The sequence below is a fragment of the Nocardiopsis oceani genome (assembly GCF_054777395.1).
This window is the reverse complement of sequence record NZ_BAAHAR010000029.1, coordinates 71,739-98,634: the sequence shown is the minus strand read 5'-3', so window position 1 is coordinate 98,634 and position 26,896 is coordinate 71,739. Positions and strand designations below refer to the sequence as shown.

The following is a 26,896-nucleotide window of genomic DNA, read 5'->3' as shown; positions in this document are numbered from 1 at the left end:
CACCGTGGTCCACTGGACCGGCCTCTGTGCGCTCTGGACTGCACTGAGGCCGCATATGGGATGGGCCGTATTGGATCGTGCGGATGTGAGATGACCAGGAATTTCGGAACGGCATCGGTTGGGGACGGCTCGTCACCCTCCGCTAATTCGACCAGAACATGACATATCCCCCGCAAGGCGACGCCTGGAAGCAACCGGAATCGGCCGGATTCTCGTGTTAGCGGCACCGGCTCGGCTACGCTGCGATGACGATGGCCCCTTTCAACAACGCCCCCGAAACAGGGACACGGGACGCTCGGACCACGGGTCGCGGCGCGGGAGCCGGTGCTCTCGTCGGTGGCGCCCTGTTCGTCAGCGTCATCGCCCTGTGCGCCCTTGTCATCGCCTACAACGGCATCTACGAATTCGCCGCCGTCGTGCACGACGACGGCAGTTTCCTCGCGCACGTCTTCCCGGTGACCTTCGCCCTGCTGGTCCTCATGGCCTTCTGGGTGAGCTACGTACTCCGGGCCGCGCCACCCAAGGAACGCCTGTGGGTGGACGTCGTCCTCATACCCCTCCTCATCCTCGCCGCGGCCGTGCCCATGGTGCTGAACAGCCTGGAGCTCATCGACCGCCTCGCCGAAACCAACGAGAGGCTCATCCAGGTCGTGGTGGCGGTCGCACCGCTGGCCGCCCTCCTGGTCGCGTTCCTGCTGTGGATCACGGTGCGCGCACACATACGCAAGCGCAACGCCGCCGCGCACCCGCGCCCCCGGCCCTCCGACGACCGCACCACGGTCCTGCGCAACCGCCCCGAGAGCCTGGCGGACGAGGCCCCCGCGGAGGAGGACACGGAGCCCGAGGAGCTCAAGACCCGCCTGATGCGGCTGGGCTCCGACCATACCGACCGTGACGACCGCCCGGAGGCGGAGCGGGAAGACGATGAGCCCGAGGAGGACACCCTCACCGAAGCACCACCGCTGCCCGCCCGCACGTCCACACTGCGCCGCGACCGCGCGGAGCAAGAGGCCAGGGACCGCGCCGAGCAGGAGTCCAGGGACCGGGCGGAACGGGCAGAAGCCGAGGCGAAGCTCGCGGAAGAGGAAGAGGAAGAGGAGACCCGCGGCGAGCCGCCGGTCGACCCCGAGGCCCCGACCGTGCCGGTGCCCGCAGCGGCGAGCACTGACACCGCCGCGAGCACTGACACCGGCACCGACAAGGACGAGGCCGCAGAGGAAGGGAAGGAAAGGGAGGGGAGCGAGGACCTCGACGAGCCGTCCGTACCCACACTCCCCCTTCCCAGGCGAGCCCGCTCCGGGGACAACCCGATCAAGCGCGCCGCCGCCGAAGTACCGGTGGTCCCCGCCGCCGTTCCGGACCCCGAGCCCGAGACCGAGCTTGAGACCGAGACCGAGCTTGAGACCGAGCGGATCGTCGTGATCCCCGAGCACCTGGCCGACGAGGGGTTCGAACACGACGGCCCGGTCGGCGACCCCAGCTCGGACGAGGCCGAGGCCCCGTTGCCACCCGTGGCGGCCGAGCCCGGACCGGATCCCAGCACCGTCGTGGCGGCCGAGCCGGAGCCCAGCACCGATCTCGAGTCCAGCGCTGTCACCGATCCCGACTCGCTTCCCGACGTCGAGGAGCTCCCGACGCTGGAGTCGGCGGACTCCGCACCCGAGCCCGAGGCCACGGAACCCGAATCGGAGCCGGTCGGGGCAGCCGAGTCCGAGACCGAGAGCACGGCGGAAGCCGCTGAGCCCGCGGTCACGGAACCCGCTCCGGATGCTGCCGACACCGCGCCCCTGTGGGAGCCCCCTGCCGACGACGGCGGGGCCTCACCCCTGGACGACTACGTGCCGCCGGTGTGGACCCCGCCCGACGAGGACGGCACCCCGGCCGAGCGCACCGAGTCCGATGAGCGCGCTGAGTCGGGCGGGTTCGCGGTGGCCGACGAGGCCGCGGAGTCCGACGAGTCGACGGAAAGCGCGGGAACGGTGCGGGGGCACCTCAGGAGCGCCTCCGAACCCACTCCCGCCCTCGACCACGACACCGGTCCCGAGGTGCGCGCCGCTTTCCGTCTAGGCTCGGTTCCCCCGGGTGCCGCGCGCCCCGAACCGGAGTCGGACCCGCTCCCCGAAGCCGAGGAGCTGCCCTCACAGGACACCGGCGCCGCGGCGGAGACCGCGGAAACCACGGAGACCGCTGAGACCGCTGAGAGCAAGAAGGCCCCCGAGCCGGAGGCTGCGGCCCCTGAACCGGAGGCCGAGCCCGTACCCGGGCCGAAGGCGCCGACCAAGCCCAAAGAGCCCATGAAGAAGCGTCCGATGATCCTCAAGCCCAAGCGGCCGCCCCTGCCGGACTTCGCCTCGGGCCCGCCCTCCCGCCGGGTCCGCAGTGAGCCGCTGCCGCCCGAGGAGCGCTGACCGCACTGCTCGGGGTTTCGGCCGAGGCCTGTGACACACGGTCCCGGACCGGATCCAGCCCACCCGCGGACCGACGGACCACCGGCAGTCAACGCGAGCGGCCCCGCACCAGATGAGGTGCGGGGCCGCTCGCGCGTGCTTCGTGCTCAGTCTTCGGGATCAGTCCCGGGGCGCGCAGAGCGCCGTGGCCACGGCCGCGATGCCCTCACCCCGGCCGGTGAGACCGAGGCCGTCGGTGGTGGTCGCCGAAACGCTTACCGGGGCCCCTAGGACCTCGGAGAGCGCCTTCTCCGCCTCGCCACGCCTCGGGGCGAACTTCGGTCGGTTGCTGATGATCTGGACGGACACATTGCCGATCTCGAAACCGGCCGCGTGCACGCGCGCGGCCGTCTCGATGAGGAGTGCGGCGCCCGAAGCGCCCTTCCACCGTGGATCGGAGGTGCCGAAGTTGGATCCGAGGTCGCCGAGCCCGCAGGCGGACAGCAGCGCGTCGCACGCGGCGTGAGCCGCGACGTCACCATCGGAATGGCCACTGACACCGTCTTCTCCCGGCCATTCCAAGCCGGCGAGAAAAAGTGTTCGTCCAGGAGAAAACGGGTGGACGTCGGTTCCGACGCCCACCCGAGGAATTTTCGTCATGAATTACGTGATTCCGCGACTATCAGTTCGTCAGAACCTCGTCGAGGAGGGCCTCGGCCTTGTCCTCGTTGGTCTTTTCTGCCAGTGCGAGTTCGCTGACGAGAATCTGGCGCGCCTTCGCGAGCATCCGCTTCTCGCCCGCCGACAGACCGCGCTCCTTGTCCCGGCGCCACAGGTCGCGAACCACCTCGGCGACCTTGTTGACGTCGCCGGAGGCCAACTTCTCCAGGTTCGCCTTGTAGCGCCTGGACCAGTTGGTGGGCTCTTCGGTGTGCGGTGCGCGAAGCACCTCGAAGACCTTGTCCAGGCCTTCCTGCCCCACCACGTCGCGAACGCCGACATCCTCGGCGTTCTCAGCCGGCACGCGCACCGTCAGATCGCCCTTGTCAACCCTCAGAACGAGGTAGGTTCTGTCCTCGCCCTTAATAGTGCGAGTCTCGATTGCTTCAATACGAGCAGCCCCATGATGGGGGTAGACAACAGTGTCGCCGACCTTGAAAGCCATGTGACAGGTACCCCTTCCGCTACCCCTAGGATACCATGAATCTGTGACTTAACGTACCTATTAGGTTTGCGAACACGCAGGTCAGGACAGCCTTTTTGGGGCTTGACAAAGTGTACCCGAGGAGTGGCGCGCACCTGGTCGAGGCGGACTCAAGGCGCCGCTACCCCCGCTGGCCAGCCGAAGCGCGTTCCCCTCCACCCCTGATTCGGGTAGGGTTCGCCCCCTCCTCGCCACCCTCCGCGAGGCCCCAAAGCGATTTAGGTCACGATTTCGGATCGCCTTGACCCGGACCTGACCCAACCATCCGGACCGGTCACTCATCCGGTGCGCGGACGTCACTCCTCGGGCACTCCCCGGGCAAGCTCGTCACCCGTCCAGTGCTGAGGTGTCACGCCTCCGGTTCGTAGTCCTCGCTCTTCTCACCGGTGACCATGTAGACCAGGTTGTCCGCGACGTGCACCGCGTGGTCCCCGAAGCGCTCGTAGAACCGGCCCACCAAGGTCACGTCCATCGTGGCCTCCACCCCGTGCTCCCACCCCGGGGCGAGGATCCGCTGCAGCAGCTTGCGCCGCAGGCGGTCCATCTTGTCGTCGTCCTTGTCCAGTTCCAGGGCAGTGTCGGCGTCCCGCTCGGTGATGACCTCGCCCGCCTTGGTGACCAGCAGTTCGGCCTCGTGCCCCATCTCCAGCACGATCGAGCGGACCGGCTTGGGGATCGCCGAGTCCGGGTGCCGACGGCGGGCGATCTTGGCGAGGTGGACGGCGTGGTCGCCCATCCGCTCCAGGTCGCCTCGCATGTAGAGGGACGTGATGATGGTCCGCAGGTCGGAGGCGACCGGCTGCTGCCGCGCCATCAGGCTGAAGGCGGCGTCCTCGATCTCCTGGTCGAGTCGGTTGATCTCCTCATCACCCGAGATCACCTCCTGTGCGGCGGTCAGGTCGCTGTCCAAGAGGGCCGTAGTGGCACGCGCGATGGCGTGCCTGGCGAGCCTCGTCATCTCGACGAGGCGTTCGCTCAGGCTGTCAAGGTCTTCGTGGTACGTATCGCGCATGGCGTCAATGCTCCCAGTCTGGGTTTGAAGACTCGGCCAAGAGTCGGTGAACGGTGAAAGAACCTCGGGTGTGTCGGATGCCCTGACCGGGTAAAGGCCGGGTCCGCACGTTTACGATCGAATCGTGCAAGGGGAACTTCTCGCCGCAGTAGTCGGCATCATCGGACTCGTCACGGGCGTCGTCATCGGCGTCGCCGTCGCCAGTCCGCTCTTCCGTAAGCGAACCGCCCGGGAGGTGCCGCCGGCACCACGGCACGACGGCAACACCCTTCCGCCCGGGATCGCCGAGGTCCTCTCGGCGCTTCCCTCCTCGGCGGTGGTCCTCGACTCCGGCGACCGGGTGCTGCGCGCGTCCTCCGCCGCCCGGGCCTTCGGCATCGTCCGCGGAGAGGAACTGGTCATCGGTGAACTCCTCGCTCTGGCCCGGAAGGTCCGCCGCGACGGGGTGATCCGCGAGACCGACATCGAGGTGGCCGTCCGCAAGTTCGGCCCCGACGCGACGTCTTTCGCGGTGCGGGTAGCCCCCTTGGGCGGCACCGGCCTGGTCCTGGTCCTCGCCGAGGACCAGACCGAGCACCGCCGGGTGGAGGCGGTCCGACGCGACTTCGTCGCCAACATCTCGCACGAACTCAAGACCCCGGTGGGCGCGCTGTCCCTGTTGGCGGAGACGGTACAGGACGCCAGCGACGACCCCGAGGCAGTGCGCCGCTTCACCCACCGCATGCAGACCGAGGCGACCCGGCTCACCGCGGTCATCCAAGACCTCATCACACTCTCCCGCATCCAAGGTGCCGAACCCATCGCGGAACCCGCCCCCGTGGACCTCGGCGCCATCGTCGAGGAGTCGATCGACACGGTGCGCATGCCCGCCGACGCCAAGGGGATCGAGCTGGTGGGCAGCGGCGCCGAAGGGCTGGTCGTGATGGGGGACGAGGCCATGCTCGGCACCGCCCTGCGCAACCTCATCGCCAACGCCGTCGCCTACAGTCCGAAGAACACGCGGGTGGCGGTGTCCGTTGGCGTCTCCCGGTCCAGCGTGGACGTCAGCGTCGCGGACCAGGGGATCGGCATCCCGCAGCAGGACCTGGAAAGGATCTTCGAGCGGTTCTACCGTGTGGACGCCGCTCGGAGCCGGGCCACCGGTGGTACCGGACTCGGCCTGGCCATCGTTAAGCACATCATGACCCACCACCGTGGAGACGTGACCGTGTGGAGCAAGGAGGGGTCCGGGTCGACGTTCACTCTGCGTCTGCCCAGACCCGACGACCGGGAGCTCGACGCTTCCCGGAACGACAACCACCAGGAGACGGCACAGTGACGCGTGTACTCGTAGTAGAGGACGAGGAGTCCTACAGCGACGCCCTGTCGTACATGCTGCGCAAGGAGGGCTTCGAGGTCGCGGTGGCCCCCACCGGGACCGTCGCTCTGGAGACCTTCGACCGGACCGGCGCCGACCTCGTACTGCTGGACCTGATGCTGCCGGGCCTGTCAGGTACCGAGGTGTGCCGGACGCTGCGGCAGAAGACCAATGTCCCCGTCATCATGCTGACCGCCAAGGACTCCGAGATCGACAAGGTCGTCGGTCTGGAGCTGGGTGCCGACGACTACGTCACCAAGCCGTTCTCCTCACGTGAACTGGTGGCGCGCATCCGCGCGGTGCTGCGCCGCCGGGGCGAGGACGAGGTGGTGCTGCCCGCCGCGCTGGAGGCCGGTCCCGTCCGGATGGACGTGGAGCGGCACGTGGTGACGGTGCGCAGCGACAGCGTGCAGCTGCCGCTGAAGGAGTTCGAGCTGCTGGAGGTGCTCCTGCGCAACGCCGGGCGGGTGCTCACCCGGATGCAGCTCATCGACCGGGTGTGGGGCGCCGACTACGTCGGTGACACCAAGACCCTCGACGTGCACGTCAAGCGGCTGCGCGCGAAGATCGAAGAGGACCCGAGCCACCCCAGGTACATCGTCACGGTGCGCGGTCTGGGCTACAAGTTCGAGCCCGTCACCGTCGAGGTGGACTGAGGGGCACGGGACCGTCACCTTCGGGTTCCCGCACCCGGTTCTCCCTTCGAGATCCGAATCCCGTGTCCCGGGTCGTGGCAGCGCCACCGCCCGGGACGCCGTCGTTCCCCCTGCTTACTCAGGCATCTCCGGTTCCCCAGCCCACCCCGCTTCCCCATGCCCCGGCCGGGTCCGGGCCCCGGCGTGCCGGTCCACCGCCCGAGCCAGCACCTCGCAGGCGCGCCGCAGCTCCCTGCGGCCCGCGGAGCCGTAGCCGATCACCAGCCCGTGCACACGCGGCGCCCCGTAGCTGGTGCGGGAGGTGTCCTCCACACGAACCCCCTCCTCGGCCGCGTCGGCGATGACGGCGGCCACCGCCGCCTCGGGCAGGGGCAGCAGCACATGGAGTCCGGCCGTGTCCCCGGTGAGCCGGTGCCCGAGGTACTCGACGAGCAGGGCCCTGCGGCGTGCGTACTCGAGGCGCATCCGGCGCAGGTGCCGGTCGAGGTCCCCCCGTTCGAGCAGGAGGGCGGTGGCGGTCTGGACGGGGCCGCTGGTGCGGTCGGACAGGTCGGCGCGGACTCGCGCCAGGCGGCTCAGCAGTGCGGGTTCCGCGACGATCCAGCCGATACCGAGGTCAGGGTCGAGGGTCTTGGAGAGCGTGCCAAGAAGGACGACCCGTTCGGGGTCGAGGCCGTACAGGGCGGGCAGGGGTGCGACGTCGTAGCGGAACTCGGCGTCGTAGTCGTCCTCCACCACCAGGGTGCCGGTCCGGCGGGCCCAGGCCAGGAGACGTTCGCGGCGGGGCAGCGGCAGGCGGCCGCCGAGCGGGTACTGGTGCGCGGGCGTGGTGTAGACGACGGACAGGTCGTCGGGCAGGCCTTCGAGGAGGATGCCGTCGTGGTCGACGGGGCAGGGAACGATCCCCGCTCCCCGTGCGGCCAGGATCGTCCGGGCCTTTCCGTAGCCGGGGTCCTCCACGCCGGCGCGGTGGCCGCCGCGGTGGTCCGCACCGAGTAGGGCGCCGACCAGGTCGAGGCCGTTGCCGGTGCCCCGGGTGACCAGGACGTTCTCGGGTCCGACCCGGACTCCGCGGGTGCGGCGCAGGTGCTCGGCGAGGAGGGCGCGCAGCCGGGGCAGGCCCCTCGGGTCGGGGTCGTCGGAAGGCGGGTGCTCGGCGGCGTGCCGCCAGGCCCGCCGGAGTGCGGCGCGGTCGTGGTCGTGGACCCAAGGTGCCCCGGGCAGGAGGTTGACCACGCCGTCGCGGCGGAGGTCCTCTCGGGAGGGCCGGTCGCGGACGGGTGCGGGGTCCCGTGTGCTCAACGGTCCGGGCTGTCCGGCCGACCGGTCCGGTAGGGGTTCGTGCTCGGCGACGAAAGTGCCGGAGCCGTGGCGGCCGTCGAGCCAGCCTTCGGCGTAGAGCTGCTGGTAGGCGTCGGTGACGACGGTGCGGCTCACCCCGAGCTGGGTTGCGAGGGCGCGGCTGGCGGGAAGGCGCTCGCCGGCGCGGAGCGTGCCGGAGGCCATGGCCCCGCGCAGCGCGTCGGACAGCTGGGTGGTGAGCGGGGTCGGGTCGGAGCGGTCCAGGCGGACCGGGGGTTCGGCGAGGCGTCGGGTCAAAGTGGTCTTTCACTTCCTGCCACAAGTGGCCATGGTCCAGGTATCCACTTCTCCCTACGGTAGACGCATGCTCTCCACCACCGAACGCACGCGGCTCAAGCGTGCCAAGCACAAGGCCAGGACCGACCGGGCCGAGCTGTACGAGCTCCTCGACGAGGGGCTGGTCTGCCACATGGGCCTGGTCGTGGAAGGGGCGCCCAGGGTGATGCCCACCGGGTACGGACGGATCGGTGACACCCTCTACCTGCACGGGTCGACCGGAGCGCGGTCGCTGCGGGAGGACGGCGAGGTGTGTGTGACGGTCACGCTGCTGGACGGGATCGTCCTGGCGCGGTCGGGCATGCACCACTCGATGAACCACCGGTCCGCGATGGTCTTCGGAACCCCGCGCCTGGTCACGGACGAGGCCGAGCGTACGGCCGGGCTGCGGGCGATCACCGAGCAGCTCGCCCCGGGCCAGTGGGACGTGGTCCGGCCGCCGGACACCAAGGAGATGGCGGCCACCCGCGTGCTCGCGCTGTCCCTGGAGGAGGCTTCGGTGAAGGTCCGCACGGGACCTCCGAAAGACGACGAGGAGGACCACGCCACCCCCATCTGGGCGGGGGTGCAGCCGGTCCGCCAGGTGTTCGACCCGCCGGTCACCGACCCGTCCCTGGTCCACGACCTCCCCGCCCCCGAGCACGTCCTCAAGCGGGTCACCAGCCAGTAGGAACCGATCCCGGAAGGCCCGTCGGCTCAGGCCTCGACGATGACGGTGAAGGGGCCCTCGTTGGTGAGGCCGACGGACATCTGCGCCCCGAACACGCCCGTGGCCACCTCAGCGCCCTGTTCGCGCAGTTCCTTGACGACCGCGTCCACCAGGGGTTCGGCGACCGGGCCGGGCGCCGCCGCCTGCCAGGTGGGGCGGCGGCCCTTGCGGGCGTCCCCGTAGAGGGTGAACTGGCTGACCACCAGGAGTGGGGCGTCGATGTCGGAGCACGACTTCTCGTCCTCCAGGATCCGCAGCGTCCACAGCTTCTTGGCGACCTTGCGGGCCTCGGCCTCGGTGTCGGTGTGGGTCGCGCCCACGAGGGCCATCAGCCCCGGCCGGGTGATCTCGCCGACCACTTCACCGTCCACCGTCACCGACGCCTGTGACACCCGCTGAACGACCGCGCGCATGGGCTCACTCCCCCTTCGTCTCCTGTGGTTCTATCGTTTCAGCTGGTTGAGCAGGCGCAGGCGGCGGGTGTTGGTGATCAGGCCGGTGAGCGTGACCACGAACGTGCTGATGGAGTCCGCGAAGTCCTCGATCCGCCACTCCCGCGGGCCGGTGTACCAGTGCAGGCCGTCGCCGTCGAGCTCTTCGGGGCTGAGGTCGGCGATCGCGGCGGCGGCCAGGATGTTGGCCCAGCGGTCCACGTCGTCGAAGATCACCGCGTAGGGCAGGTAGCGCGAGTACAGCTCCACCCGCTGCCCGGGCGGTGCGCTCTGGGCGCGCTGGCTGAGCAGGTAGTCGCGGAAACCCATGGTGTGCGCGAACACGGAGCTGCCGAGCTTGGTCTTGGCGGGCATGTACTGGGCGCCAGCGGTGACGGCGGCCCCGGCGATGATCACCGCGAGACCGGTGAAGGCGGCCGTGGTGTACACGGCGAGGACACCGGTCAGGGCCACGCCGGCCGCGGTGAGCACCATGCCCGCGGTGGTCCAGACCCCGCGCTCCCGGTTGGGCGAGCGGGAGAACCACTTGAGGCGGACCATGTCGCGGTACAGCTCTTCGCGGACCCGGTCGAGCCGGGCCGGGAAGTCCTCGGAGTGCCCGGCGGAGCCGAGTTCGGAGAGGCGTACGGTGCGCCGCTCACCGAAGAGGGCGTCCAGAAGAAGCCACTCCGAGGGGAGCAGGGACTCCCCCGGCGGGCCGTCGAGGCGCACCAGCCGCCAGTCCACCGACGTGAAGTGCTCGTGCGGGAGTTCCTCCACCCGGATGTAACCGCGCACGGCCAGGTCCAGGACGCTTCCGGTGAGGTCGGCGATGTCCACGCGTTCGTCGACCAGGGTTCCGATCTGGCCGGGGTGGACGTCGTCGGGCGGGGCGAAGCGCACGCGTCCGTGCTCACCCGCCTCCAGGGGTGCGTGGTCACCCTCAGCGGCCTCCTTGCGCAGCGCCCGCTCGTCGCGGCCGCGGATCCGGATCAGCGCCACCAGGCCGCCCACCAGGACCACCAGCAGGAGCCCGAACACGCTCGAGGTGGCCGGGGTGATCTCGAAGGCCGAGGTAAGCGACCAGCGGCGGTTCAGGATCGGTTCGCCCTCCGCGGTGCCCGGGGGGTAGTTGACGACGATGTCCAGGCGGTCGTCAGGCCCCATGTCGGCCTGGAGGAAGTGGGCTACGGCCGCGTCGCCGCCCATGTCCGAGGCGGTGCAGTACATGGCGCTGCGGGGCTCCCCGGCCAGGCAGGAGAGCGCCTCGGGCGGCAGGGGCGCCTCGACGGTGACGTCGGTGGTCTCGACGGGGTGGCTGTAGGCGCCCACGGCCCGCCACTCCAGCTGGACCCCTTGGGCGACCTCACTGACGGTGCCGCTGACCCGGTAGGAGAGTTCCACCCCGCGGGTGCCCTCCGTGGGGATGTGGACGAGCAGGACCCCGTTGACCTCCTCGGTCTCGACCTCGAGGCCTGCGCCGTCGGAGTCCTCCGCCGATACCCCGGTGATCTCGAACTCGCGGTCGTGGTCGGTGTCGTAGAGCATCCTCGCGGTCAGGGCCCGGGTGAAGGTCTCCGGGGCCGCCCCCTCGAAGCGGAGGCTCTCCTCACCGTGCAGAACGCCCAACTGGTCGAGTTCGAGGCCGATGTCGTTGGTGATGAGCGGATCCGAGGCCGCGGCTTGGGCGATGACCGCCGGTTCGTCCCCCGGTACTGTGGTTGCCGGCGCGGATGCCGTCGCCGCGTGCGCCTCCCCTCGTGGCCACGCCACGACTGCCGCCGCGACCAGCGAGGAGAACACGACCAGGGCCGTCGCGAGAGCAACGGCCGGGCGCCAGGAGCCGACCCACCACATGACGCGAGATCCTATCCGGTCCTCCCCCGGGCCGTGTCCACCAGGCACCCGCAAAGGCGCCGTGTACCGGCGTTCCGTGAGCGATGACACCCTTCTTCCCGGCGGGGGTGCGGCTTCGTGGTGAAGGGTCGGCGACCGGGGACGGGCCCGGAGTCGTGGGCTGAACAGCCCGGCTTACTCCAGCGGATGGGCCTGGCCGTGTCCCTGTGCCTGGGCACGGGGCTGGCGGCGGTCGGGTTCACCGGTTTCCTGGCGGTCACCTCGCTGCTGCCGAAGGCCGAGCCCGCGTGGGGCGAGCCGCTCGGCGCGGACGCCACCGAGCTGATGTCCGACGGCACGGGAGCCTCCCCCGCGGACTCCGATGCGGTCGAGGACCCGCTCGGCGAGAACCCGCTGTACACGGTCGGTGAACTGGGCGAGGTGACCTGTACCCCGCCGGACATGGACCACGAGGACCCGGAGTCGGTGGAGGCGTTCGTGCACGCGATCGCCGACTGCCTGGACGAGGCCTGGGCGGAGCACTTCGATGCTGCGGGGATCCCGTTCTCCTCTCCCAACCGCGTGTACTGGAACAACGAAGGCAACAGCCCGTGCGGGCCCTTCCCCACCGAGGGCACCGCGGCGTTCTACTGCGAGGCCAACGAGGGGCTGTACCTGGGGGTGGAGGACGTCGTGGCGGCATCCGCCGGCAGTGAGAAACCCGAGGCGTACACGTTCCTGCTCAGCCACGAGTACGGCCACCACGTGCAGGGGCAGTCGCGGATCCTCGCCGAGTTCCACGCCCTGCGCGCCGACGCCGACGACGAGACCTCGGACGAGCTGACCCGCCGCAACGAGCTCCAGGCCGACTGCCTGGGCGGGGTGTTCGTGGGTGCCTCAGAAGAGTCCCTCGGTTACGGCGAATCCGAGCATGAGAATATCCTCGACGACGTCGGGCGCCGCTCCGACCATGTGGGGACGAACACCCACGGGTCAGTGGCGAACGGTCGCCTGTGGACCGCGCACGGCGTGGACCGTGTGGACCCGGCCGCCTGCAACACCTGGAAAGCCGACGAGGAGCTGGTGCGGTGAGCGCAGACCTAGGCTTCGGTGGTCCTGACGATCCCTCACGCCTGGCGCACGCGCGCCGGACCCACCGGGCCAACCGTCGGGTGTTCAGCGCGGTGTGCGGCCTCCTGGTGGCCCTGCTGGCGCTGTCCCTGCTGTCCTGGACCACCGTCAGCGAAGAGGGATCCGGCACGGACCCCGCCTCCGAGCGCTCCGGAGCCGGGAGCCCCAGCGACGAAAAGCCCGGACAGGAGTCGTCCGTCGCGGACGCCCCCACCGGACAGCTGAACTCACCGGGCACAGTGCCCGACCGGCCCAGCGGACAGGCCGCCCTGGTCTCGAATCCGCTGTACGAGACCGGCAGGCTGAGCCCGCTGCCGTGCCCCGTTCCCGAGCTGGACGTGGACGAGCCGGCTTCCATGGAAGCGTTCCTGAACGCCGTCGCCGACTGCTTGGACGGCGCTTGGCAGACGCAGTTCGACCGGGCCGGGATCCCCTTCGAACCGCCGGACCGGGAGTTCTGGGACGAACCGGGGGTCAGCCCCTGCCGCCCGTACCCCTCCCCCGCCGGCGCGTTCTACTGCCGGGCGAGCGAAACCATCTACATCGGTAACTCCGATGTGGTGGACAAGTGGAACGGCGCCACGGAGAGCGTGGTCTACGCATCGCTGCTGGCCCACGAGTACGGCCACCACGTACAGGGGGAATCGGGCCTGCTGGAGTACTACCACGAGCAGCGGCAGCTGGAGGACGACCACGCGGGCCGCAACACGTGGACCCGGCAGAGCGAACTCCAGGCCAACTGCCTGGCGGGGGCCTTCCTGGGGGCGATCCAGGTCAGCTATCCGCTGTCCGACAGCGACCTGACCGCCCTGCTCGACGACGCTTCCGCGACGGCCGACCGCGAGGGCGCCCCCGACGAGGAGCGCACCCACGGGTCCTCGGAGAACAGTGAGTCGTGGACGCAGACCGGGTGGGACGAGCAGTCTCCGGGCGCCTGCAACACCTGGGACCTCGACGACGAGAGTCTGATCGAGTAGATCGGGGCCGTAGTAAACAGTGGCCCGGGGCCGCGGTTCCGAGAGGCACGGGGCCGCAGTCGGCCAGCGCCGCCACAGCCACCGGAGTTGTCCACAGGTTGGGGACGGGCGGTGTTTCGCCAGCACTCCGCGTGGCAGGATGCTGACATGCCGGACACAGCTGAACCCCCCGGCTCGCACGAGCCCACCAGCCACGCCCCCGCTCCCCGGACCCTCTCCGGCCCAGCGCCCGCGGAACCCCCTCCCTCCCAGGACCTCAACTGCGTCGAGCTCCGCGTGCACGGGGTCAGCGGCGGTCAGGCGGAGGAGCTCCTGGACGCGGAACCCGCCATGCGCGTGGGCGGTGACCGGATGGCGGGCTTCTTCCGGTGGCGCCGGGAACCCGACACCAAGACCGTCCCCGGGGTACGCAGGGAGATCTTCGCCTGGGGCAACCTGACCTCGGGGAGCGCTTCGCGGGCCTTCTGGCTGCTGTTGCTGCCGTTCATGATGATCAACGTGGCGTACTGGATGCGCCCGGGCCGGATGGACCCGGAGCAGACGGGGATCCGCCGTGCGGCGAACATCGGTTACGGGGCCGGGGTACGGCTGCTGGCCCTGTCGCTGACCATGCTCATCACCCTGGCCGCCGCCGGCGTGGGGATGGACCTGGTCGCGTGGCAGTGCGGCGGCCAGGGTGAGGAGTGCGTCCAGGCCCGCCCGTGGCTGGCGTTCCTGGCCTCCACGTCCTCCCCGCTGTCCGTACCGGGCTGGGGGCTGCTGGTGGGCGCGGCGGTACCGGCCGCCGTCGTCGTGGTGCTCTGGCGGTTGTCCCGGCGTACCGCCGCCGACTACGAGGTGTCGACCGAGACGGTCCCGCCGGAGTACTCCGAGGACGCCCCGCTGAGCCACCCCGACTTCTGGCGCAACAGCGAGATCATGGCGCGGCTGCGGTCGGCCCACATCGCGATCGCCCTCGGCACGATCGCGGCGCTGATGGTGCTGCCGCCGCTCCTGTACGACCTCGCCCGACGGGACGGCCCGCTCACCGGGTTCGGGCTCTGGATGCCCGGCACGGTCCTGGCCGTCCTGCTCGGGACGGTGGCGCTGGCCAGTACCGCCAGCGTCCTGGTCCCGGGGATGGACCCGCGGTGGAACGCCCGGGCGGACCGGTTCTGCCGCATCCTGCGCGACACCACGCTGGTCCTGGTCGCCGCCGTGGCCGTGTACACGGTGTGGCCGCGCCCCGAGTGGGTGGCCGAAGGGCGGCTGCCCGGTAGCGGCACCATGCTGAACACGCTCTTCGCCACCCAAGGCGCGCTCGTGCTGCTCCTGCTGGTGTCCGCGCTGGTCCTGTTCGCGGTCGACCGCCCGCATACCCGGACCCCGATGCGAGGGCTCGCGGGGCCGTCGACGGCAGCCCTCGGAACCCTCCTGGGCGGTGGATTCTCGGCTGCGCTCGTCTACCAGGGATCGCTGTGGCTGAGCGGCTGCGGCTCGATGAACGCCCCCGAGGCGGACTGCCTGGACCTGTCCCCGCCCACCGCCTACTCCTGGCTGCAGCTGGCCTTCACCTTCGAGGCGGTGATCGTGCTGGTCGTGGCGGGGATCCTGGCGGTGGGCCTGCGCGGCCGGGTACGGGACCAGCTGCCCGAGGTGACCTCGCTGTACGAGCGCAGCGTGCGCGACCGCCGTACGTGGGCCATCGCCAGGGCCAGGGCGGTCGGGCAGCTGACCGAGGTGCTGCCCGCGATCCTGGCCGCGCTGCTCCTCCCGGTGGTGCCGCTCGTGGGGCTCGCCCTGTACTCCATCTTCACCGGCAACCTGGTGGCCGGTCCGGCGGACGCTCCCGCCGCGGTGGCGAGCGAGGTACGCGGGCTGGCGCAGGAGACCCTGACCGCGATGGTCGGTATCGGTTCGATCCTCGGCGGGGCCGCCCTGGCCGGTCTGGCCTGGATCGGGCGCAGCGCCTACCGCGACCGGCCGACCCGCCAGGCCGTCGGTGCGGTCTGGGACGTGGGCACGTTCTGGCCCAGGGTCGCGCACCCGCTGGCGCCGCCCTCCTACGCCGAGCGGGCGGTCCCCCAGCTGACCGCCCGGGTGGCCCGGATGGCCCGTGAGGGCACCGGCGTGGTGCTCTCGGGGCACTCCCAGGGCTCGGTCCTGGCCGCGGCGACGGTGTGGCAGCTGCCGGAGGAGAGCCTGGACCGGGTCTCCCTGGTCACCCACGGGTCTCCGCTGGACCGGCTGTACGCCCGCTACTTCCCGGCCTACTTCGGCCCGGCGTCCTTCGCGGACCTCGCGGGCCGGGTGCACTCCTGGCGCAACCTGTGGCGGGTCACCGACGCCATCGCCGGGCCCGTCCGCCGCCTGGGGCCCGAGGGCCGCGGAGAGGAGTACGTCGAGCAGGCCGGTCCGGTACCCGACCCGCGTTCCTACGACGCGCCACCGGGGGAGGCGAGGCGTCCGGAGATCCTCGGCCACTCGTACTACACCAGCGATCCCGCCTACGCGGAGTCGCTCTGGAGCGTGCTCCCACCGGACGCCACGTCGCTGGGCGGGAAGGGAGACCCGAACACCCGTCGGCCAAGCGGACCTCCGTAAGGGTTCGGGCGGCCCGACCCGCAGGCCGCCGACGAGGGGGCTGGCCGCCCGCGGAGGCGGGGGGTTGGGTTCGGGCCGCCCACTTTCCCGCCGATCCAACGTCGTTTATTATGACTGACCAGTCAGTCATAATAAGATCGGAGACACCGTGACAACCGCGCCGTCCCTCACTCCCCCGTCCACCGGTCCTCTCGCCCGCGCTTGGCGGTGGACCACTGCGGGCTTAGTGGGCCCGGACCCCTCCCCCTGGGAGGTCACCGCAACCCTGGCCAGCGCGCTGGTCGGCACCCTCATCGCCGTCGGAGCCTGCCTGAGCGCCGGGCTGCCCTGGACCGCGACCGCGGTGGTCGGCCTCGTCGCCTTCGACTTCTTCGGCGGCGCCGCCGCGACAGCCACCGCTGCCAGCAAACGCCGGTACCACGGACCGGGCCGTACGCTCCGCCACCGCCTGCTGTTCGTGGCCGCCCACGTCCAGCCGTTCGTGCTGGCCCTGTTCGTTCCCGGCCTGGGCTGGTGGACGGCGGCCGCCCTCTACCTTCTGGCCCTGACCGGGGCGGTCGCCGTCGGCCTCACCCCGAGCACGCTGCGGGCTCCCGTGGCGCTCGGCGCCACCGTGACCGGCTCGGCCGCCGCGCTCGTTCTGCTCCCCGTTCCCGGGGCGCTGGTGTGGTTGGCCCCGGTCATGCTCGTCAAGCTGCTGATCGGCCATATGCTCCCCGGAGCGGAACAGCGGACTGCGGGGGAGGCGGACCATGGCACCGAAGAGGATCGACAGGTCGGCGCGGCGTGAGGACATCCTGTCCGCCGCCGTGCGCGTGTTCGCCCGGCAGGGGTTCGCCGCGAGCCGGATCGAGGACGTCGCCGCCGAGGCGGGCGTCGCCAAGGGCAGCGTCTACCTCTCCTTCGACAGCCGGGAGGCGGTGCTGAGCGGGGCGTTCGAACGGCTCGCCGCGCGCTCGGCCACCGTGCTGGAGCGGGCACGGGCGGAGGAGGAGCCCGCCCTGGAGCGGCTCGGCAGGCTGGTCCGGTCGGCCGTGGCGATGCTCGCCGACGAGCCCGACCTCACCCGGGTCATGGTCGACCTGTGGGCGGCGGGCCGCCACACGGACGTCAGGACACCGCTGGACATGGCCTCGGTCTACCGCGAGTACCGGGCCGCCGTGGCCGAACTGCTCAGGCGGGCCGCCGAGGAGGGAGACCTGCGCCCCGGGGTCGGAGAGCCCGAGGCCACGGTGGTGGTCGGCGCGATCGAGGGCTGCCTCGTCCAGTGGCTGATGGACCCCGCCGTCCGGCTGGCCGAACTCGCCGACCCGCTCGTCGACGTGTGCCTGTCCGGGCTACGCTCCGACGCGGCCGCACCTCACGGACGGGACCTCCGTCAGGGCCCGTAGGGACCGTTGTTCTGGTTTCCGCTGATGCCCTTGATGGCGGGCCGGACGTCCAGCAGGAAGATGAGCGTGGCGACCAGGCTCAGGATGACGAACATGCCCTGCCCGGAGAACACCGCCAGGAGTGAGACCGCCGAAGCGACGCCGGTGAGGATCAACCACAGCTGCTTGGTCTGCTTGTCCATCACCACGAAGGCCTGCTCCGGGGTGCGCAGGGCCTCGATGAACGCGTACAGGCTCGCCACGAACGTGACCAGATAGATGAGCTGCCAGATCAATCCCATGAAGCCTCAACACTCCCGTGCTACGCGCGTTCGAACGGGGGTTCCGCCCGCTCTCCACGGTAAACGGACAGGACATGCCAATCGTGCCCGGAGGAGGCTGGTCTCACAGTGCTGGCCCGTGGCCGCGGCGTGTCCGAGGGTGTGAGCGGGCGATCGTGTACGCGGATTCGCAGGTCAGAGCGGAATGTGCCAGAGGCAGGTGACGGTAGCCAGGAGGAACGCCGAACTACCCATGATGACTGCACCCGCGTGGTACGGGAGTTCGTCATCGGGGCGCAGGAGGCGGTTGACCCTGCGCATCACGGCGGGCTCGGCCTGACGGACAGCGGCCATGGCGCCGGCGGGCACCGGGGCGGGGCCCGCGGCCCCGAAGCGCAGCAGGGCCATCGCGAGTTCACGGGAGGTGCTCTTGCGGCGGGCCTGGTCGTCGGCGCACATCTCGATGAGTAGCGCGACGCTCTCGTAGTAGGTCCGTACCAGCCGCACGCGCGGGAAGGCCCGCTTCAGCGAGGAGAACGGCAGCAGCACCAGGTCGTGGCGCTGTCGCAGGTGCGCGTGCTCGTGGGCGAGCACGGCGGCCAGTTCACGGTTGTCGAGCATCTCCAGCGCACCGGCGCTGATGACCACCTGGGAGCGCAGTACCCCGGGCAGGCAGTACGCCGCTGCCGCGGGATGGTCCACCACGCGGGCGCCCGGGACGTCGGGGTGGTCGCTGGCCACGAGCTCGAGGAGGTCGTGGTGGCGGCGCCGCACCCGGACCACCTGGACGAAGGAGGCGACCAGACCGGAGAAGAGCACCAGGGTCAGGACCAGGGCGAGGGCGACGGCGGCCAGATGGCTTATGCCTTCGATCCCCTGCGAGAACTCGGCGAGGATGAACTCGCCGGTGACCAGGTCGGTGGCGGCCGCCATCAGTCCGCCCGCGGCTCCGAGCTCGTAGGAGGAAAGGCCGTAGGCCACCAGTGCGCCGATGGTCGAAACACCCCAGGCCAGGCCGAGGGCCTGCCATGCGATGACGGCCGTGTACGGGCCGCGGGAGGGCCACTTCGCCCGATGGAGGGCTTCCATTGCGACGAGGCAGCTGACCGCGACGAGTGTGAGGAGGGCGGCACTGACCATACGGACTAGTTCCTTGGCTGCTCGGTTTCTGCGAGTGCGCGCCGGAGCGCTTCAGCCTCCTGGCCGTCCATGGACTGGACGAAGGCGGCCAGGGCCGCGTCACGGTCCACCGTCTGCCCGAGTGCGTCGAACATCATCTCGGAAACGTAGCTTTCCCGGCTCGCTGCCGGGCTGTACCGCCACGCACGACCCTCACGTACCCGGTCGACGACCTTCTTCTTGGCGAGCCGGTCGAGCACGGTCATGACGGTCGTGTGTGCCAGGTCCCGCTCGGCGAGTGCTTTGCCGACCTCGCGAACCGTCATGGGTTCGTTGCGTGCCCACAGTACATCCATCACCGCGCGTTCGAGTTCGCCAAGCCGATTCATGTACGTAAGTCTACGACGGTCGGTAGTACCCCCTCTCCCACCCCCGGGTTAAGTCTGGATTGCCGGTAAGCAAGGGTGTTCAGACCCCGGGGCAAGGGTCCGGTTCGCGGGTGTTCCAACGAACCGTGTCAAGCCGGAGTGATGCATGTCCCGCGCCCCGGGTAGGGGGCCGGTGACACCTGTGCCGGTGACGCCTTTGGAGAGGACCATGACTGTCCTGATGCGGATCCACCTGTCTCGGGGGGACATCACCGAACAGCACGTGGACGCGGTCGTCAACGCGGCCAACAGCTCACTGCTGGGCGGCGGAGGGGTCGACGGCGCCATCCACCGCAAGGGCGGCGAGGCGATCCTGGCGGAGTGCCGGGAACTGCGCGCCTCGCGCTACGGCGACGGCCTGCCCGCGGGCCAGGCGGTGGCGACGACGGCGGGAGAGCTGCCCGCCCGCTGGGTGATCCACACCGTGGGCCCGGTGTACAGCGAGTCAGAGGACCGCTCGGGGGTACTGGCCTCCTGCTTCACCGAGTCGCTCCGGGTCGCGAGCGAGCTGGGTGCGACTTCGGTGGCCTTCCCCGCGATCTCCACCGGTGTGTACCGGTGGCCGCTGGAGGACGCCGCGCGCATCGCCGCCGAGGCCCTGCGCACCGCGGAGACCAAAGTGCCGCTGGTGGAGCTTGTGCTGTTCGACGAGACCGCGCTGTACGCGTTCCGGAGGGCTTTCGACAGCGCCTGACCGGAGTCCCGGCCAGCGGTCCGGCCCGGTGCGCGAGCCCCGGCTGTCACCGGGATCCAGCGCGTCGTACTCTCCGGTGTATGGGACATCGGCATCCGAGCAAGCTCAAGAATCCAGAGGTGAGTCACGCGCGCGCCCGTTGGCTGCTGCGCGCGGAACTCGCCGGGTGTGACGCCTGCCGTGCCGAAGGCGACAAGGACGCCCTGGCCGACCTCGCGTCGGAGGGTGTTTTCGACTCACTGATCACTGGCTTCGTCCTGTCCCGCGTACAGCAGTGGCACTCCCCCAGCAGGCCCTCCCAGTACCCCGCGACCGTGTACCGCATCGCCCCCATCGATGAACGAGACTTCTGGCAGGCCCCGACCCAGCACTGCATGCGCGTGTGCACGGTGACGGGAGCCGAGGGCGACAGCGTGGACACCGTCCCCGCACTCCGGGAACTGCGCTTGATGTCGACCGTGGACCGCACACTCGTCCTGGACGACATCATCGACGGGCTCGCCGAGACGGAAGGATGACTCTTGAGGCCCGTTTCCCCACTCCCCCGCCCCACCCCCGCTATGTCCCCCAAGCACGACAAACCCATCGTCGGCCAGTGCGAGAGGTGCGGCGAGTACCTCAACGCCGGGATCCGCACCTGCCCCAACTGCGGTCACTACAACGCCTGACCGGACCGAACCGTCTCGCATTCAGCCGGACCGGCTCTGCAAGGACCGGCCCTGACCGTCCCGGCCCCGGATCGACCGCATCAGCGGCCGGGGTCGGCGATCGGCGGCGGATAGCCCCCGACACCCTCGCCGGGCCCCTCCAGCCACGGCGTGTGGGCCCGTGCCCCGGACAGGTCGGCGAGTTCGGGCACGTACCGCCGCACGTACTCGCCTCCGGGGTCGAAGCGGCGGGCCTGCCGCGACGGGTTGAAGGCCCGGTTGGGGCGGGTGTCGTTCCCGGTCCCGGCGACCCACTGCCAGTTGCCGTAGTCGTTGGCCACGTCGCCGTCGGTAAGGTGCGCGTCGAAGTGCGCCGCGCCCTCCCTCCAGTGCACGAGCAGTGTCTTGGTGAGGAAGGCCGCGGTGATCATCCGCGTGCGGTTGTGCATGAAGCCCTCGCGGAGGAGCTGCCGCATGCCCGCGTCCACCACGGGCACCCCGGTACGGCCCTCCTTCCAGGCGGTGAGGGCGTCCCGGTCGTCGCGCCACTCCCGGTCCCGGGGGCGGTAGTCGCGGGTGTTGATCTCCGGGAAGGCCGCGGTCACCTGGTGGTGGAAGTCGCGCCAGGCGAGCTGCCGGACGTACGCGGAGCCGCCCGGGAGGCTCCCCGCGGCCCGGGCCAGCTCCAGCGGCGACAGGCAGCCGAAACGCAGGTCGGCTGAGAGCCCCGACGTGGCGGCGCCGGGGAGGTCGTCGTGTCGTTCGGCGTAGTCGGCGAGGCCCAGGTCGAGCCAGTTGCGCAGGCGCTCGCGTGCGCGAGTCCACCCGCCGCGCACGCGCTCCGGGGAAAGGGCTCCCACGCCGCCCTCGGGTGCGGTCAGCGGCCCGGGATCGATCCCTGCCGGCAGGGCCACCCGCCCCGGTTCGGGCAGTACCTCGCGCCACTCCGCCGCTTCCCAGGCCCGCCAGTAGGGCGTGAACACCTTGTAGTGGTCACCGCTGACAGGTGTGACCGCCCCCGGCTGGACGACGGTCAGCCCGGCGTGGGTCCGCACGCCCAACCCGGTGGCGCACAGCTTCTTCAGCCGCCGCGCCGCGAACCCGCTGACGCCCGAGCTCAAGTGGACCGTTTCGGCCCCGGTCTCCCCGGCCAGGGCACGGACCTGGGTAGCGGTGTCACCCCGGCGCAGGACCAGGTCGCCGCCGCGTTCGCGGAGCCCGGACCGGAGGTCGGCGAGGGCTTCGGCGAGGTAGGCGAGGCGGTTGCGGGCCGCGCGGCGGAGCAGGGCGGGTTCGAGGACGAACAGGGGCACTACGGGACCGGGGCCCTCCAGGGCAGCGGTGAGTGCGGGGTGGTCGTGCAGGCGCAGGTCCTGGGTGAACAGGACTATGGAGGGGGCGGCCAACATCGCTCCTTCGCTAAGGGTCGCTTGCACACTACAGCCCGTTATCCCTGGTGGTTACCTTGACCGACGCTGGGTACGGCCCGGTTATGAACCCGTCTCCGAGCCCAGTCGTCCGCCCCGTTGTCGGGGTCTCCAGTTGCCTCCTCGGCGCACCCGTCCGCTACAACGGGGGCCACTCGCGCCACAGGTTCCTCACCGACGAACTCGACCGGCACGTGGACTGGCTACCGGTCTGCCCGGAAGCCGAGATCGGACTCGGCGTGCCCCGGCCGACCCTACGGCTCCAGGACTCCGAGGGCTCCGACCGGGTGATCTCCAGCAAGGACGGCGCGGACCACTCCGACGACCTCGCCAACGTCGCCGACCGGCACCTCGCCGAACTGCGCCGCCTGGACGGCTACGTGCTCAAGAACAAGTCTCCGAGCTGCGGCCTGTTCTCCCTACCGGTGTTCGACGACCACGGCGACCGGTTGCGCGGCACCGGCCGCGGCGCCTTCGCCGCCCGGCTCACCGCCCTGCTTCCGTACCTTCCCGTGGAGGAGCAGGGCCGCCTGTCCGACTCGGTGCTGCGCGAGCACTTCGTGGAGCGGGTCTTCGCACACGCCCGGCTGCGCGCCCTGCTGGACTCGGCGTGGCGCCCGCGGGACCTGGTGGACTTCCACACCCGGCACAAACTCCAGCTCATGGCGCATTCGCCCGACGGCTACCGGGAGACCGGCCGGATCGTGGCCCGGGTCGGGGCCAGCGATACCGAGGAGGTGGCGGCCGCCTACACGGAGGCCTTCCAGCGCACTCTCGCGCTCAAGGCGAGCCGGGGGAGAAACGCCAACGTGCTCCAGCACACCTTCGGGATGATCAGCCCGCTGCTGGACGACACCCGCAGGCACGGCCTCCTGGCCGAGATCGAGGACTACCGGGAAGGGCAGGCCCCGCTCAGCCTCCCGGTGGCCCTGCTGCGCCACCACTGCGCGGCGGAGAACGTGGAGTGGGCAACCAACCAGACCTTCCTGCACCCCTATCCGGATCCGCTGCGGCTGCGGCACCCCGTGGCGGTCTGACCGCAACGACGATGCCCGGGAGCACCGAATCCCGAGATCCCGGGGCCCCGAGGCCCCGGGAGCCCGACCACCCGGGCGCCGGGCACGTCGTAGCTTCTTCCACACACAGCGAACACGTTCAACTACAGTAGGTAATTACAGTCCGCTCGCCCAGAGCAGCTCCGGTTACCCCCGACCCTCGAGGTTCCGACGTGTTCGCCTCCTTCTCCCGCCGCGCCACCGTGCTCCTCGCTTCCTGTGCCGTGGCCCTGATCGCCGCCTCGCTGGCCACCGCACCCCAGGACACACTGGTGGAACGGTTCGGCCACCACCTCTCCCCTCCGGAGCCCGAGCTGGCCACCGGGCACGCCCACTTCCCGCCGGACGCCGAATCAACACCGGCACCGATCCCCCATCCCGGCCAAGTCGCCGTCTGCGACGAGCCCGGCAGCGACGAGGTCGTCCACCTGCCGGAGCCCGGAGCCCACGAGGAGGGCCGCCCGCTGTGGATTCGGCGCCCGCCCGGCCCCGACAGCGCCGACCTGCCCGTCCTGTACCTGCTGCACGGCTCCGCCTCCACCCACCGCACCCTCATGGACGCGGACCTGGGAGAGATGTTGGACCGGCAGATGTGCCGGTCGGGGGTCGAGTTCGTCATCGCCGCCCCGCACGGGCAGGGTCCCGGCGGTTCCACCACGGAGTGGGGCGACGCCCACGACGGAAGCTTCGCCTTGGAGAGTTTCGTCACCGAAACGGTCGTGGCCGCGGTGGAGGGCCACCACCCGCGCCCCGCGTCGCTGCGGGCGATCGGCGGCTTCTCGATGGGTGGTTACGGCGCCGCCGCACTGGCCCTGCGCCACCCCGACCTCTACTCCCAAGCCGTCAGTTGGGCGGGCTACTTCCGCGTGGACGACCCCCACGGGGTCTTCGGGGAGGACACCGCGCCCCACTCCCCCGACCGCCTTCTGGAGCCGGAGGAGGTGCGCGATCTCAGCTTCATGCTGGTCGAGGGGCGCGAGGACCACACCCCGCTCCAGGAGGGCAGCATCCACGGCGAGGCCGAACGGTTCTCCGCACTGCTCACCGACCGCGGTATGACGGTCACCACCCTCAGCCCGCGCGGCGGCCACGATCTGGCCACCTGGACGCGCACCTTCCCGGAGACGGTGGACTTCCTCGTGTCAGGATGGGCTACTACACCCTGACCCCGAACGGGTCAATCCCCGCCCCCTCGGACGGTCCGGTAGGGAACAGTGTGTACCTTCGTCGCTGTTGACGACTACGGCTTGCACACACGACCTGGAGGGACCACCGGTGTCCGGACCCGTACCGTTGGGCGAACAGGCGGCGGTCCCCTCGAGGATCGCGACCGTCAGCCTGCACACTTCCCCCCTCGACCAACCCGGCACCGGTGACGCCGGCGGGATGAACGTGTACGTGGTCGAAGTGGCCCGCCGCATGGCGGAGCGCGGAGTGGCCGTGGACGTGTTCACCCGGGCCACCAGCCCCGACCTCCCTCCGGTGGTCGAGCTCGCGCCGGGCGTGAACGTTCGGCACGTCCCCGCGGGGCCCTACGGGCACCTGGACAAGAACACCCTCGACGAACACCTGTGCCCGTTCATCTTCGGGATGCTGCGCGCCGAGGCACAGGGCGAACCGGGCCACTACGACCTCGTGCACGGCCACTACTGGCTGTCCGGCAAGGCCGGGGTGGTGGCCGCCCGCCGCTGGGGCGTACCGATGGTCCAGACCATGCACACGATGGCCCGGGTCAAGAACGCCGCCCTCGCCGGAGGGGACGCACCCGAACCGGAGGCCCGGGTCAAGGGAGAGGACCAGCTGGTCCGGCAGGCCGACCGGCTCATCGCCAACACCCCGGACGAGGCGCGCCAGCTCACCGACTTCTACGACGCCCGGAGCGACCAGATCAGCACGATCCCGCCAGGGGTCGACCTGGAGACCTTCACCCCCGGGTCCCGTGCCGAGGCCCTGGAGCGGATCGGCCTGCCCCGCGACGCCGAGCTGCTGCTGTTCGTCGGCCGGGTCCAGCGGCTGAAGGCCCCGGACGTGCTCATCCGCGCCGCGGCCGAACTCCTCGAACGCGACCCCTCGCTCCGCTCACGTCTGGTGATCGGTGTCGTCGGCGGCCTGTCCGGCGGCGGGAAGCGGGAACCGCGGCTGCTCACGGACCTCGCGCGCTCGTTGGGCGTGGCCGACGTGATGCGCCTCGAACCGCCACAGGACCGGAGCCGCCTCGCCGACTACTACCGGGCCGCAACCGTGACCGTGGTGCCGTCCTACTCCGAATCCTTCGGGCTGGTGGCCGTGGAATCCCAGGCCTGCGGCACCCCGGTGCTGGCCGCGCGCGTGGGCGGGCTGACCACTGCGGTCTCCGGGGGCGTCTCCGGGGTCCTGGTGGACGGACACGACCCGAGCCGCTACGCGGCGGAACTGCACCGGCTGATCGCGGAACCCGCCTGGCGTGCCAAGCTGGCCGAAGCCGCGCCCCAGCACGCGGCCACCCTGGGGTGGTCGCGGACCGTGGACGAGCTGTTGGCCGTGTACCGGGGCGCCATCACCCCCCGAGAGCTGCAGTTGGCCGCCTGCCGATGACGGCGGCCCGAAGAGAGGCGAGAGGCGAGAACGTGGCGACGGAGACGGAGACGGAGACGGTGCGCGAGAGCGCGATCAGGGCGATCGACCAGGCCCTGGCGGAGAGCGGGCTGGAGGTCGAGCGCCCGCGCACGGGTTCGTTCCTGGTCACGATCCCCGGTACCGCCAAGCTCAAGACCCTGGTGTGGTTGGAGGCCGGTCCGCACAGCCTCACCCTCACCTCGTTCTTCTGCCGCCAGCCGGACGAGAACCACGCCGCCTTCTACCAGTGGCTGACCCGGTGCAGCGCCGACATGTACGGGATGGCCTTCACCTCGGACGAGGTCGGCGACGTGTACCTCCGAGGGAGGCTGCCGTTGGGCGGCGTCACACCCGATGAGGTGGACCGCCTGCTCGGCTGCGTGCTCACCTACTCCGACGAGAACTTCAACACCGCTCTGGAACTGGGATTCGTCTCGGCCATCCGCAAGGAGTGGAAGTGGCGGGTCGACCGCGGTCACGACACCCGGAACCTGAAGGCCTTCGCCCATCTGACCGAGCCGGGGAACGACCAGTAGGGCGGGCTGGCTAGGCTTGTCCCCATGGGAACTCTGGTACTGCTGCGACACGGTGAGAGCGTCTGGAACGCGAAGGGTCTGTTCACCGGCTGGGTGGACGTGGACCTGTCCGCGCAGGGCGAGGAAGAGGCACGCCGCGGTGGCGAGCTGCTGAAGGCTGCCGGGGTGACCCCGGACATCCTGCACACCTCGCTGCTCAAGCGCGCGATCCGCACCGCGAACCTCGCGCTGGAGACCGCCGACCTGCACTGGCTGCCGGTCGAGCGCTCCTGGCGCCTCAACGAGCGCCACTACGGCGCCCTGCAGGGCAAGGACAAGGCGCAGACCCGCGAGGAGTACGGCGAGGACCAGTTCATGGTCTGGCGCCGCTCCTACGACACGCCCCCGCCGCCCATCGCCGACGACGACCCCTACTCCCAGGCCGGGGAGGCGCGCTACAGCCTGCTCCCGCCCGAGCTGGCGCCGCGCACCGAGTGCCTCAAGGACGTCCTGGACCGCGCCCTGCCGTACTGGTACGACAGCATCGTCCCGGACCTGGCCGCGGGCAAGACCGTGCTGGTGGCCGCACACGGCAACTCCCTCCGTGCACTGGTCAAGCACCTGGACGGGATCGGCGACGCCGACATCGCCGGCCTGAACATCCCCACCGGCATCCCGCTGGTCTACGAGCTGGACGACCAGTTCAAGCCCACCAAGCCGGGCGGCACCTACCTCGACCCGGAGGCCGCCAAGTCCGCCATTGAGGCCGTCGCCAACCAAGGCAAGAAGTAACCCGGCACCTGTCCCGCGCCCGTACCGCCTCGGCGGTGCGGGCACCGTCGTT

Annotated in this window: 26 protein-coding genes; 16 read left to right on the top strand and 10 right to left on the bottom strand. The window is 70.7% G+C overall.

Features of this window, described 5'->3' with window-relative positions; translation table 11 throughout:
* Positions 1–251: 251 nt before the first annotated feature.
* Positions 252–2,408 (top strand): DUF2637 domain-containing protein, encoded by a 2,157-nt coding sequence (locus ACYVDG_RS18635; protein ID WP_460754269.1) that lies wholly within the window; start codon positions 252–254, stop codon positions 2,406–2,408.
* A 159-nt stretch (positions 2,409–2,567) separates the two neighbouring features.
* Here the strand turns inward: ACYVDG_RS18635 and ispF are convergent, their stop codons facing one another.
* The 3 genes from ispF to phoU form a co-directional block, all read right to left on the bottom strand.
* Positions 2,568–3,047, bottom strand: a complete 480-nt coding sequence (gene ispF, locus ACYVDG_RS18630) for a 2-C-methyl-D-erythritol 2,4-cyclodiphosphate synthase (protein ID WP_460754265.1) — start codon at positions 3,045–3,047, stop codon at positions 2,568–2,570.
* Between the two features lie 22 nt (positions 3,048–3,069).
* Positions 3,070–3,552 (bottom strand): CarD family transcriptional regulator, encoded by a 483-nt coding sequence (locus tag ACYVDG_RS18625; RefSeq protein ID WP_026122741.1) that lies wholly within the window; start codon positions 3,550–3,552, stop codon positions 3,070–3,072.
* A 388-nt stretch (positions 3,553–3,940) separates the two neighbouring features.
* Positions 3,941–4,603 (bottom strand): phosphate signaling complex protein PhoU, encoded by a 663-nt coding sequence (gene phoU, locus ACYVDG_RS18620; protein WP_460754262.1) that lies wholly within the window; start codon positions 4,601–4,603, stop codon positions 3,941–3,943.
* A 124-nt stretch (positions 4,604–4,727) separates the two neighbouring features.
* Here phoU and ACYVDG_RS18615 point away from each other — a divergent pair, with 124 nt between their 5' ends.
* Both ACYVDG_RS18615 and ACYVDG_RS18610 read left to right on the top strand, forming a co-directional pair.
* Complete coding sequence (locus ACYVDG_RS18615) at positions 4,728–5,921, top strand: sensor histidine kinase (protein ID WP_460754259.1); 1,194 nt, start codon at positions 4,728–4,730, stop codon at positions 5,919–5,921.
* The gene (locus ACYVDG_RS18610) at positions 5,918–6,616 is read left to right on the top strand and encodes a response regulator (RefSeq protein WP_460754256.1); all 699 of its coding nucleotides are present in this window, start codon (positions 5,918–5,920) and stop codon (positions 6,614–6,616) included. The genes ACYVDG_RS18615 and ACYVDG_RS18610 overlap by 4 nt, the downstream gene beginning before the upstream one ends.
* A 114-nt stretch (positions 6,617–6,730) precedes the next feature.
* Here ACYVDG_RS18610 and pdxR read toward each other — a convergent pair whose 3' ends face one another.
* Positions 6,731–8,215: a MocR-like pyridoxine biosynthesis transcription factor PdxR gene (pdxR, locus tag ACYVDG_RS18605; RefSeq protein WP_460754251.1), complete on the bottom strand. Its 1,485-nt coding sequence runs from the start codon at positions 8,213–8,215 to the stop codon at positions 6,731–6,733.
* A gap of 67 nt (positions 8,216–8,282) precedes the next feature.
* Here pdxR and ACYVDG_RS18600 point away from each other — a divergent pair, with 67 nt between their 5' ends.
* Positions 8,283–8,924, top strand: coding sequence for a pyridoxamine 5'-phosphate oxidase family protein (locus ACYVDG_RS18600; protein ID WP_460754245.1), 642 nt, complete (start codon positions 8,283–8,285; stop codon positions 8,922–8,924).
* A 26-nt stretch (positions 8,925–8,950) separates the two neighbouring features.
* Here the strand turns inward: ACYVDG_RS18600 and dtd are convergent, their stop codons facing one another.
* Positions 8,951–9,376 carry a D-aminoacyl-tRNA deacylase gene (gene dtd / locus ACYVDG_RS18595; protein WP_460754241.1) on the bottom strand — a complete coding sequence of 142 codons (426 nt, stop codon included), beginning with the start codon at positions 9,374–9,376 and terminating at the stop codon, positions 8,951–8,953.
* A gap of 30 nt (positions 9,377–9,406) precedes the next feature.
* Positions 9,407–11,251 (bottom strand): DUF2207 family protein, encoded by a 1,845-nt coding sequence (locus ACYVDG_RS18590; protein WP_460754238.1) that lies wholly within the window; start codon positions 11,249–11,251, stop codon positions 9,407–9,409.
* A 186-nt stretch (positions 11,252–11,437) separates the two neighbouring features.
* Here ACYVDG_RS18590 and ACYVDG_RS18585 point away from each other — a divergent pair, with 186 nt between their 5' ends.
* The 5 genes from ACYVDG_RS18585 to ACYVDG_RS18565 all read left to right on the top strand — a co-directional run bounded on the left by ACYVDG_RS18585 (position 11,438) and on the right by ACYVDG_RS18565 (position 17,312).
* Complete coding sequence (locus ACYVDG_RS18585) at positions 11,438–12,322, top strand: neutral zinc metallopeptidase (protein ID WP_460754233.1); 885 nt, start codon at positions 11,438–11,440, stop codon at positions 12,320–12,322.
* Positions 12,319–13,338: a neutral zinc metallopeptidase gene (locus ACYVDG_RS18580; RefSeq protein WP_460754227.1), complete on the top strand. Its 1,020-nt coding sequence runs from the start codon at positions 12,319–12,321 to the stop codon at positions 13,336–13,338. Before ACYVDG_RS18585 ends, ACYVDG_RS18580 begins: the two co-directional genes overlap by 4 nt.
* Positions 13,339–13,485: 147 nt before the next feature.
* Positions 13,486–15,921, top strand: coding sequence for a hypothetical protein (locus ACYVDG_RS18575; RefSeq protein WP_460754223.1), 2,436 nt, complete (start codon positions 13,486–13,488; stop codon positions 15,919–15,921).
* Positions 15,922–16,147: 226 nt separating this feature from the next.
* Positions 16,148–16,711 (top strand): hypothetical protein, encoded by a 564-nt coding sequence (locus ACYVDG_RS18570; protein WP_460754219.1) that lies wholly within the window; start codon positions 16,148–16,150, stop codon positions 16,709–16,711.
* Complete coding sequence (locus ACYVDG_RS18565) at positions 16,674–17,312, top strand: TetR family transcriptional regulator (protein ID WP_460754215.1); 639 nt, start codon at positions 16,674–16,676, stop codon at positions 17,310–17,312. The genes ACYVDG_RS18570 and ACYVDG_RS18565 overlap by 38 nt, the downstream gene beginning before the upstream one ends.
* Here ACYVDG_RS18565 and ACYVDG_RS18560 read toward each other — a convergent pair.
* The 3 genes from ACYVDG_RS18560 to ACYVDG_RS18550 all read right to left on the bottom strand — a co-directional run bounded on the left by ACYVDG_RS18560 (position 17,300) and on the right by ACYVDG_RS18550 (position 19,080).
* Positions 17,300–17,593 carry a DUF2516 family protein gene (locus tag ACYVDG_RS18560; RefSeq protein ID WP_460754211.1) on the bottom strand — a complete coding sequence of 98 codons (294 nt, stop codon included), beginning with the start codon at positions 17,591–17,593 and terminating at the stop codon, positions 17,300–17,302. The two genes, ACYVDG_RS18565 and ACYVDG_RS18560, sit on opposite strands and share 13 nt — an antisense overlap.
* Positions 17,594–17,767: 174 nt before the next feature.
* On the bottom strand, positions 17,768–18,712 hold the full coding sequence (locus ACYVDG_RS18555) for a M56 family metallopeptidase (RefSeq protein ID WP_460754206.1): 945 nt from the start codon (positions 18,710–18,712) through the stop codon (positions 17,768–17,770).
* Positions 18,713–18,717: 5 nt separating this feature from the next.
* Positions 18,718–19,080: a BlaI/MecI/CopY family transcriptional regulator gene (locus ACYVDG_RS18550; RefSeq protein WP_460754203.1), complete on the bottom strand. Its 363-nt coding sequence runs from the start codon at positions 19,078–19,080 to the stop codon at positions 18,718–18,720.
* Between the two features lie 220 nt (positions 19,081–19,300).
* Here ACYVDG_RS18550 and ACYVDG_RS18545 point away from each other — a divergent pair, with 220 nt between their 5' ends.
* Entirely contained in the window at positions 19,301–19,813 is a 513-nt protein-coding gene (locus ACYVDG_RS18545) for an O-acetyl-ADP-ribose deacetylase (RefSeq protein ID WP_460754311.1), read from the top strand.
* Positions 19,814–19,893: 80 nt separating this feature from the next.
* Complete coding sequence (locus ACYVDG_RS18540; RefSeq protein WP_460754198.1) at positions 19,894–20,331, top strand: hypothetical protein; 438 nt, start codon at positions 19,894–19,896, stop codon at positions 20,329–20,331.
* Positions 20,332–20,561: 230 nt separating this feature from the next.
* Here ACYVDG_RS18540 and ACYVDG_RS18535 read toward each other — a convergent pair whose 3' ends face one another.
* Positions 20,562–21,869 (bottom strand): cryptochrome/photolyase family protein, encoded by a 1,308-nt coding sequence (locus ACYVDG_RS18535; protein ID WP_460754194.1) that lies wholly within the window; start codon positions 21,867–21,869, stop codon positions 20,562–20,564.
* Between the two features lie 83 nt (positions 21,870–21,952).
* On the opposite strand from ACYVDG_RS18535, the gene ACYVDG_RS18530 reads away from it, so the two are divergent.
* The 5 genes from ACYVDG_RS18530 (at position 21,953) to ACYVDG_RS18510 (ending at position 26,844) form a co-directional block, all read left to right on the top strand.
* Complete coding sequence (locus tag ACYVDG_RS18530; protein WP_460754191.1) at positions 21,953–22,924, top strand: YbgA family protein; 972 nt, start codon at positions 21,953–21,955, stop codon at positions 22,922–22,924.
* Between the two features lie 191 nt (positions 22,925–23,115).
* On the top strand, positions 23,116–24,108 hold the full coding sequence (locus ACYVDG_RS18525) for an alpha/beta hydrolase (RefSeq protein WP_460754188.1): 993 nt from the start codon (positions 23,116–23,118) through the stop codon (positions 24,106–24,108).
* Positions 24,109–24,217: 109 nt separating this feature from the next.
* Positions 24,218–25,516 carry a D-inositol-3-phosphate glycosyltransferase gene (gene mshA / locus ACYVDG_RS18520; RefSeq protein ID WP_460754184.1) on the top strand — a complete coding sequence of 433 codons (1,299 nt, stop codon included), beginning with the start codon at positions 24,218–24,220 and terminating at the stop codon, positions 25,514–25,516.
* Positions 25,513–26,073, top strand: coding sequence for a YbjN domain-containing protein (locus tag ACYVDG_RS18515; RefSeq protein ID WP_460754181.1), 561 nt, complete (start codon positions 25,513–25,515; stop codon positions 26,071–26,073). Before mshA ends, ACYVDG_RS18515 begins: the two co-directional genes overlap by 4 nt.
* Positions 26,074–26,097: 24 nt before the next feature.
* Positions 26,098–26,844, top strand: a complete 747-nt coding sequence (locus ACYVDG_RS18510) for a phosphoglyceromutase (protein WP_460754178.1) — start codon at positions 26,098–26,100, stop codon at positions 26,842–26,844.
* Positions 26,845–26,896 lie beyond the last annotated feature (52 nt).

What these genes read in the sequence shown, in the direction of transcription:
- ACYVDG_RS18635 (WP_460754269.1), top strand. Translation starts at nt 252, where the DNA reads ATGGCCCCTTTCAACAACGCCCCCGAAACAGGGACACGGGACGCTCGG.
- ispF (WP_460754265.1), bottom strand. Translation starts at nt 3,047, where the DNA reads ATGACGAAAATTCCTCGGGTGGGCGTCGGAACCGACGTCCACCCGTTT.
- phoU (WP_460754262.1), bottom strand. Translation starts at nt 4,603, where the DNA reads ATGCGCGATACGTACCACGAAGACCTTGACAGCCTGAGCGAACGCCTC.
- ACYVDG_RS18600 (WP_460754245.1), top strand. Translation starts at nt 8,283, where the DNA reads ATGCTCTCCACCACCGAACGCACGCGGCTCAAGCGTGCCAAGCACAAG.
- ACYVDG_RS18515 (WP_460754181.1), top strand. Translation starts at nt 25,513, where the DNA reads ATGACGGCGGCCCGAAGAGAGGCGAGAGGCGAGAACGTGGCGACGGAG.
- ACYVDG_RS18590 (WP_460754238.1), bottom strand. Translation starts at nt 11,251, where the DNA reads ATGTGGTGGGTCGGCTCCTGGCGCCCGGCCGTTGCTCTCGCGACGGCC.
- ACYVDG_RS18545 (WP_460754311.1), top strand. Translation starts at nt 19,301, where the DNA reads ATGCGGATCCACCTGTCTCGGGGGGACATCACCGAACAGCACGTGGAC.
- ACYVDG_RS18555 (WP_460754206.1), bottom strand. Translation starts at nt 18,712, where the DNA reads ATGGTCAGTGCCGCCCTCCTCACACTCGTCGCGGTCAGCTGCCTCGTC.
- ACYVDG_RS18585 (WP_460754233.1), top strand. Translation starts at nt 11,438, where the DNA reads ATGGGCCTGGCCGTGTCCCTGTGCCTGGGCACGGGGCTGGCGGCGGTC.
- ACYVDG_RS18550 (WP_460754203.1), bottom strand. Translation starts at nt 19,080, where the DNA reads ATGAATCGGCTTGGCGAACTCGAACGCGCGGTGATGGATGTACTGTGG.
- ACYVDG_RS18510 (WP_460754178.1), top strand. Translation starts at nt 26,098, where the DNA reads ATGGGAACTCTGGTACTGCTGCGACACGGTGAGAGCGTCTGGAACGCG.
- ACYVDG_RS18565 (WP_460754215.1), top strand. Translation starts at nt 16,674, where the DNA reads ATGGCACCGAAGAGGATCGACAGGTCGGCGCGGCGTGAGGACATCCTG.
- ACYVDG_RS18560 (WP_460754211.1), bottom strand. Translation starts at nt 17,593, where the DNA reads ATGGGATTGATCTGGCAGCTCATCTATCTGGTCACGTTCGTGGCGAGC.
- ACYVDG_RS18535 (WP_460754194.1), bottom strand. Translation starts at nt 21,869, where the DNA reads ATGTTGGCCGCCCCCTCCATAGTCCTGTTCACCCAGGACCTGCGCCTG.
- ACYVDG_RS18575 (WP_460754223.1), top strand. Translation starts at nt 13,486, where the DNA reads ATGCCGGACACAGCTGAACCCCCCGGCTCGCACGAGCCCACCAGCCAC.
- ACYVDG_RS18530 (WP_460754191.1), top strand. Translation starts at nt 21,953, where the DNA reads ATGAACCCGTCTCCGAGCCCAGTCGTCCGCCCCGTTGTCGGGGTCTCC.
- dtd (WP_460754241.1), bottom strand. Translation starts at nt 9,376, where the DNA reads ATGCGCGCGGTCGTTCAGCGGGTGTCACAGGCGTCGGTGACGGTGGAC.
- ACYVDG_RS18540 (WP_460754198.1), top strand. Translation starts at nt 19,894, where the DNA reads ATGGGACATCGGCATCCGAGCAAGCTCAAGAATCCAGAGGTGAGTCAC.
- ACYVDG_RS18625 (WP_026122741.1), bottom strand. Translation starts at nt 3,552, where the DNA reads ATGGCTTTCAAGGTCGGCGACACTGTTGTCTACCCCCATCATGGGGCT.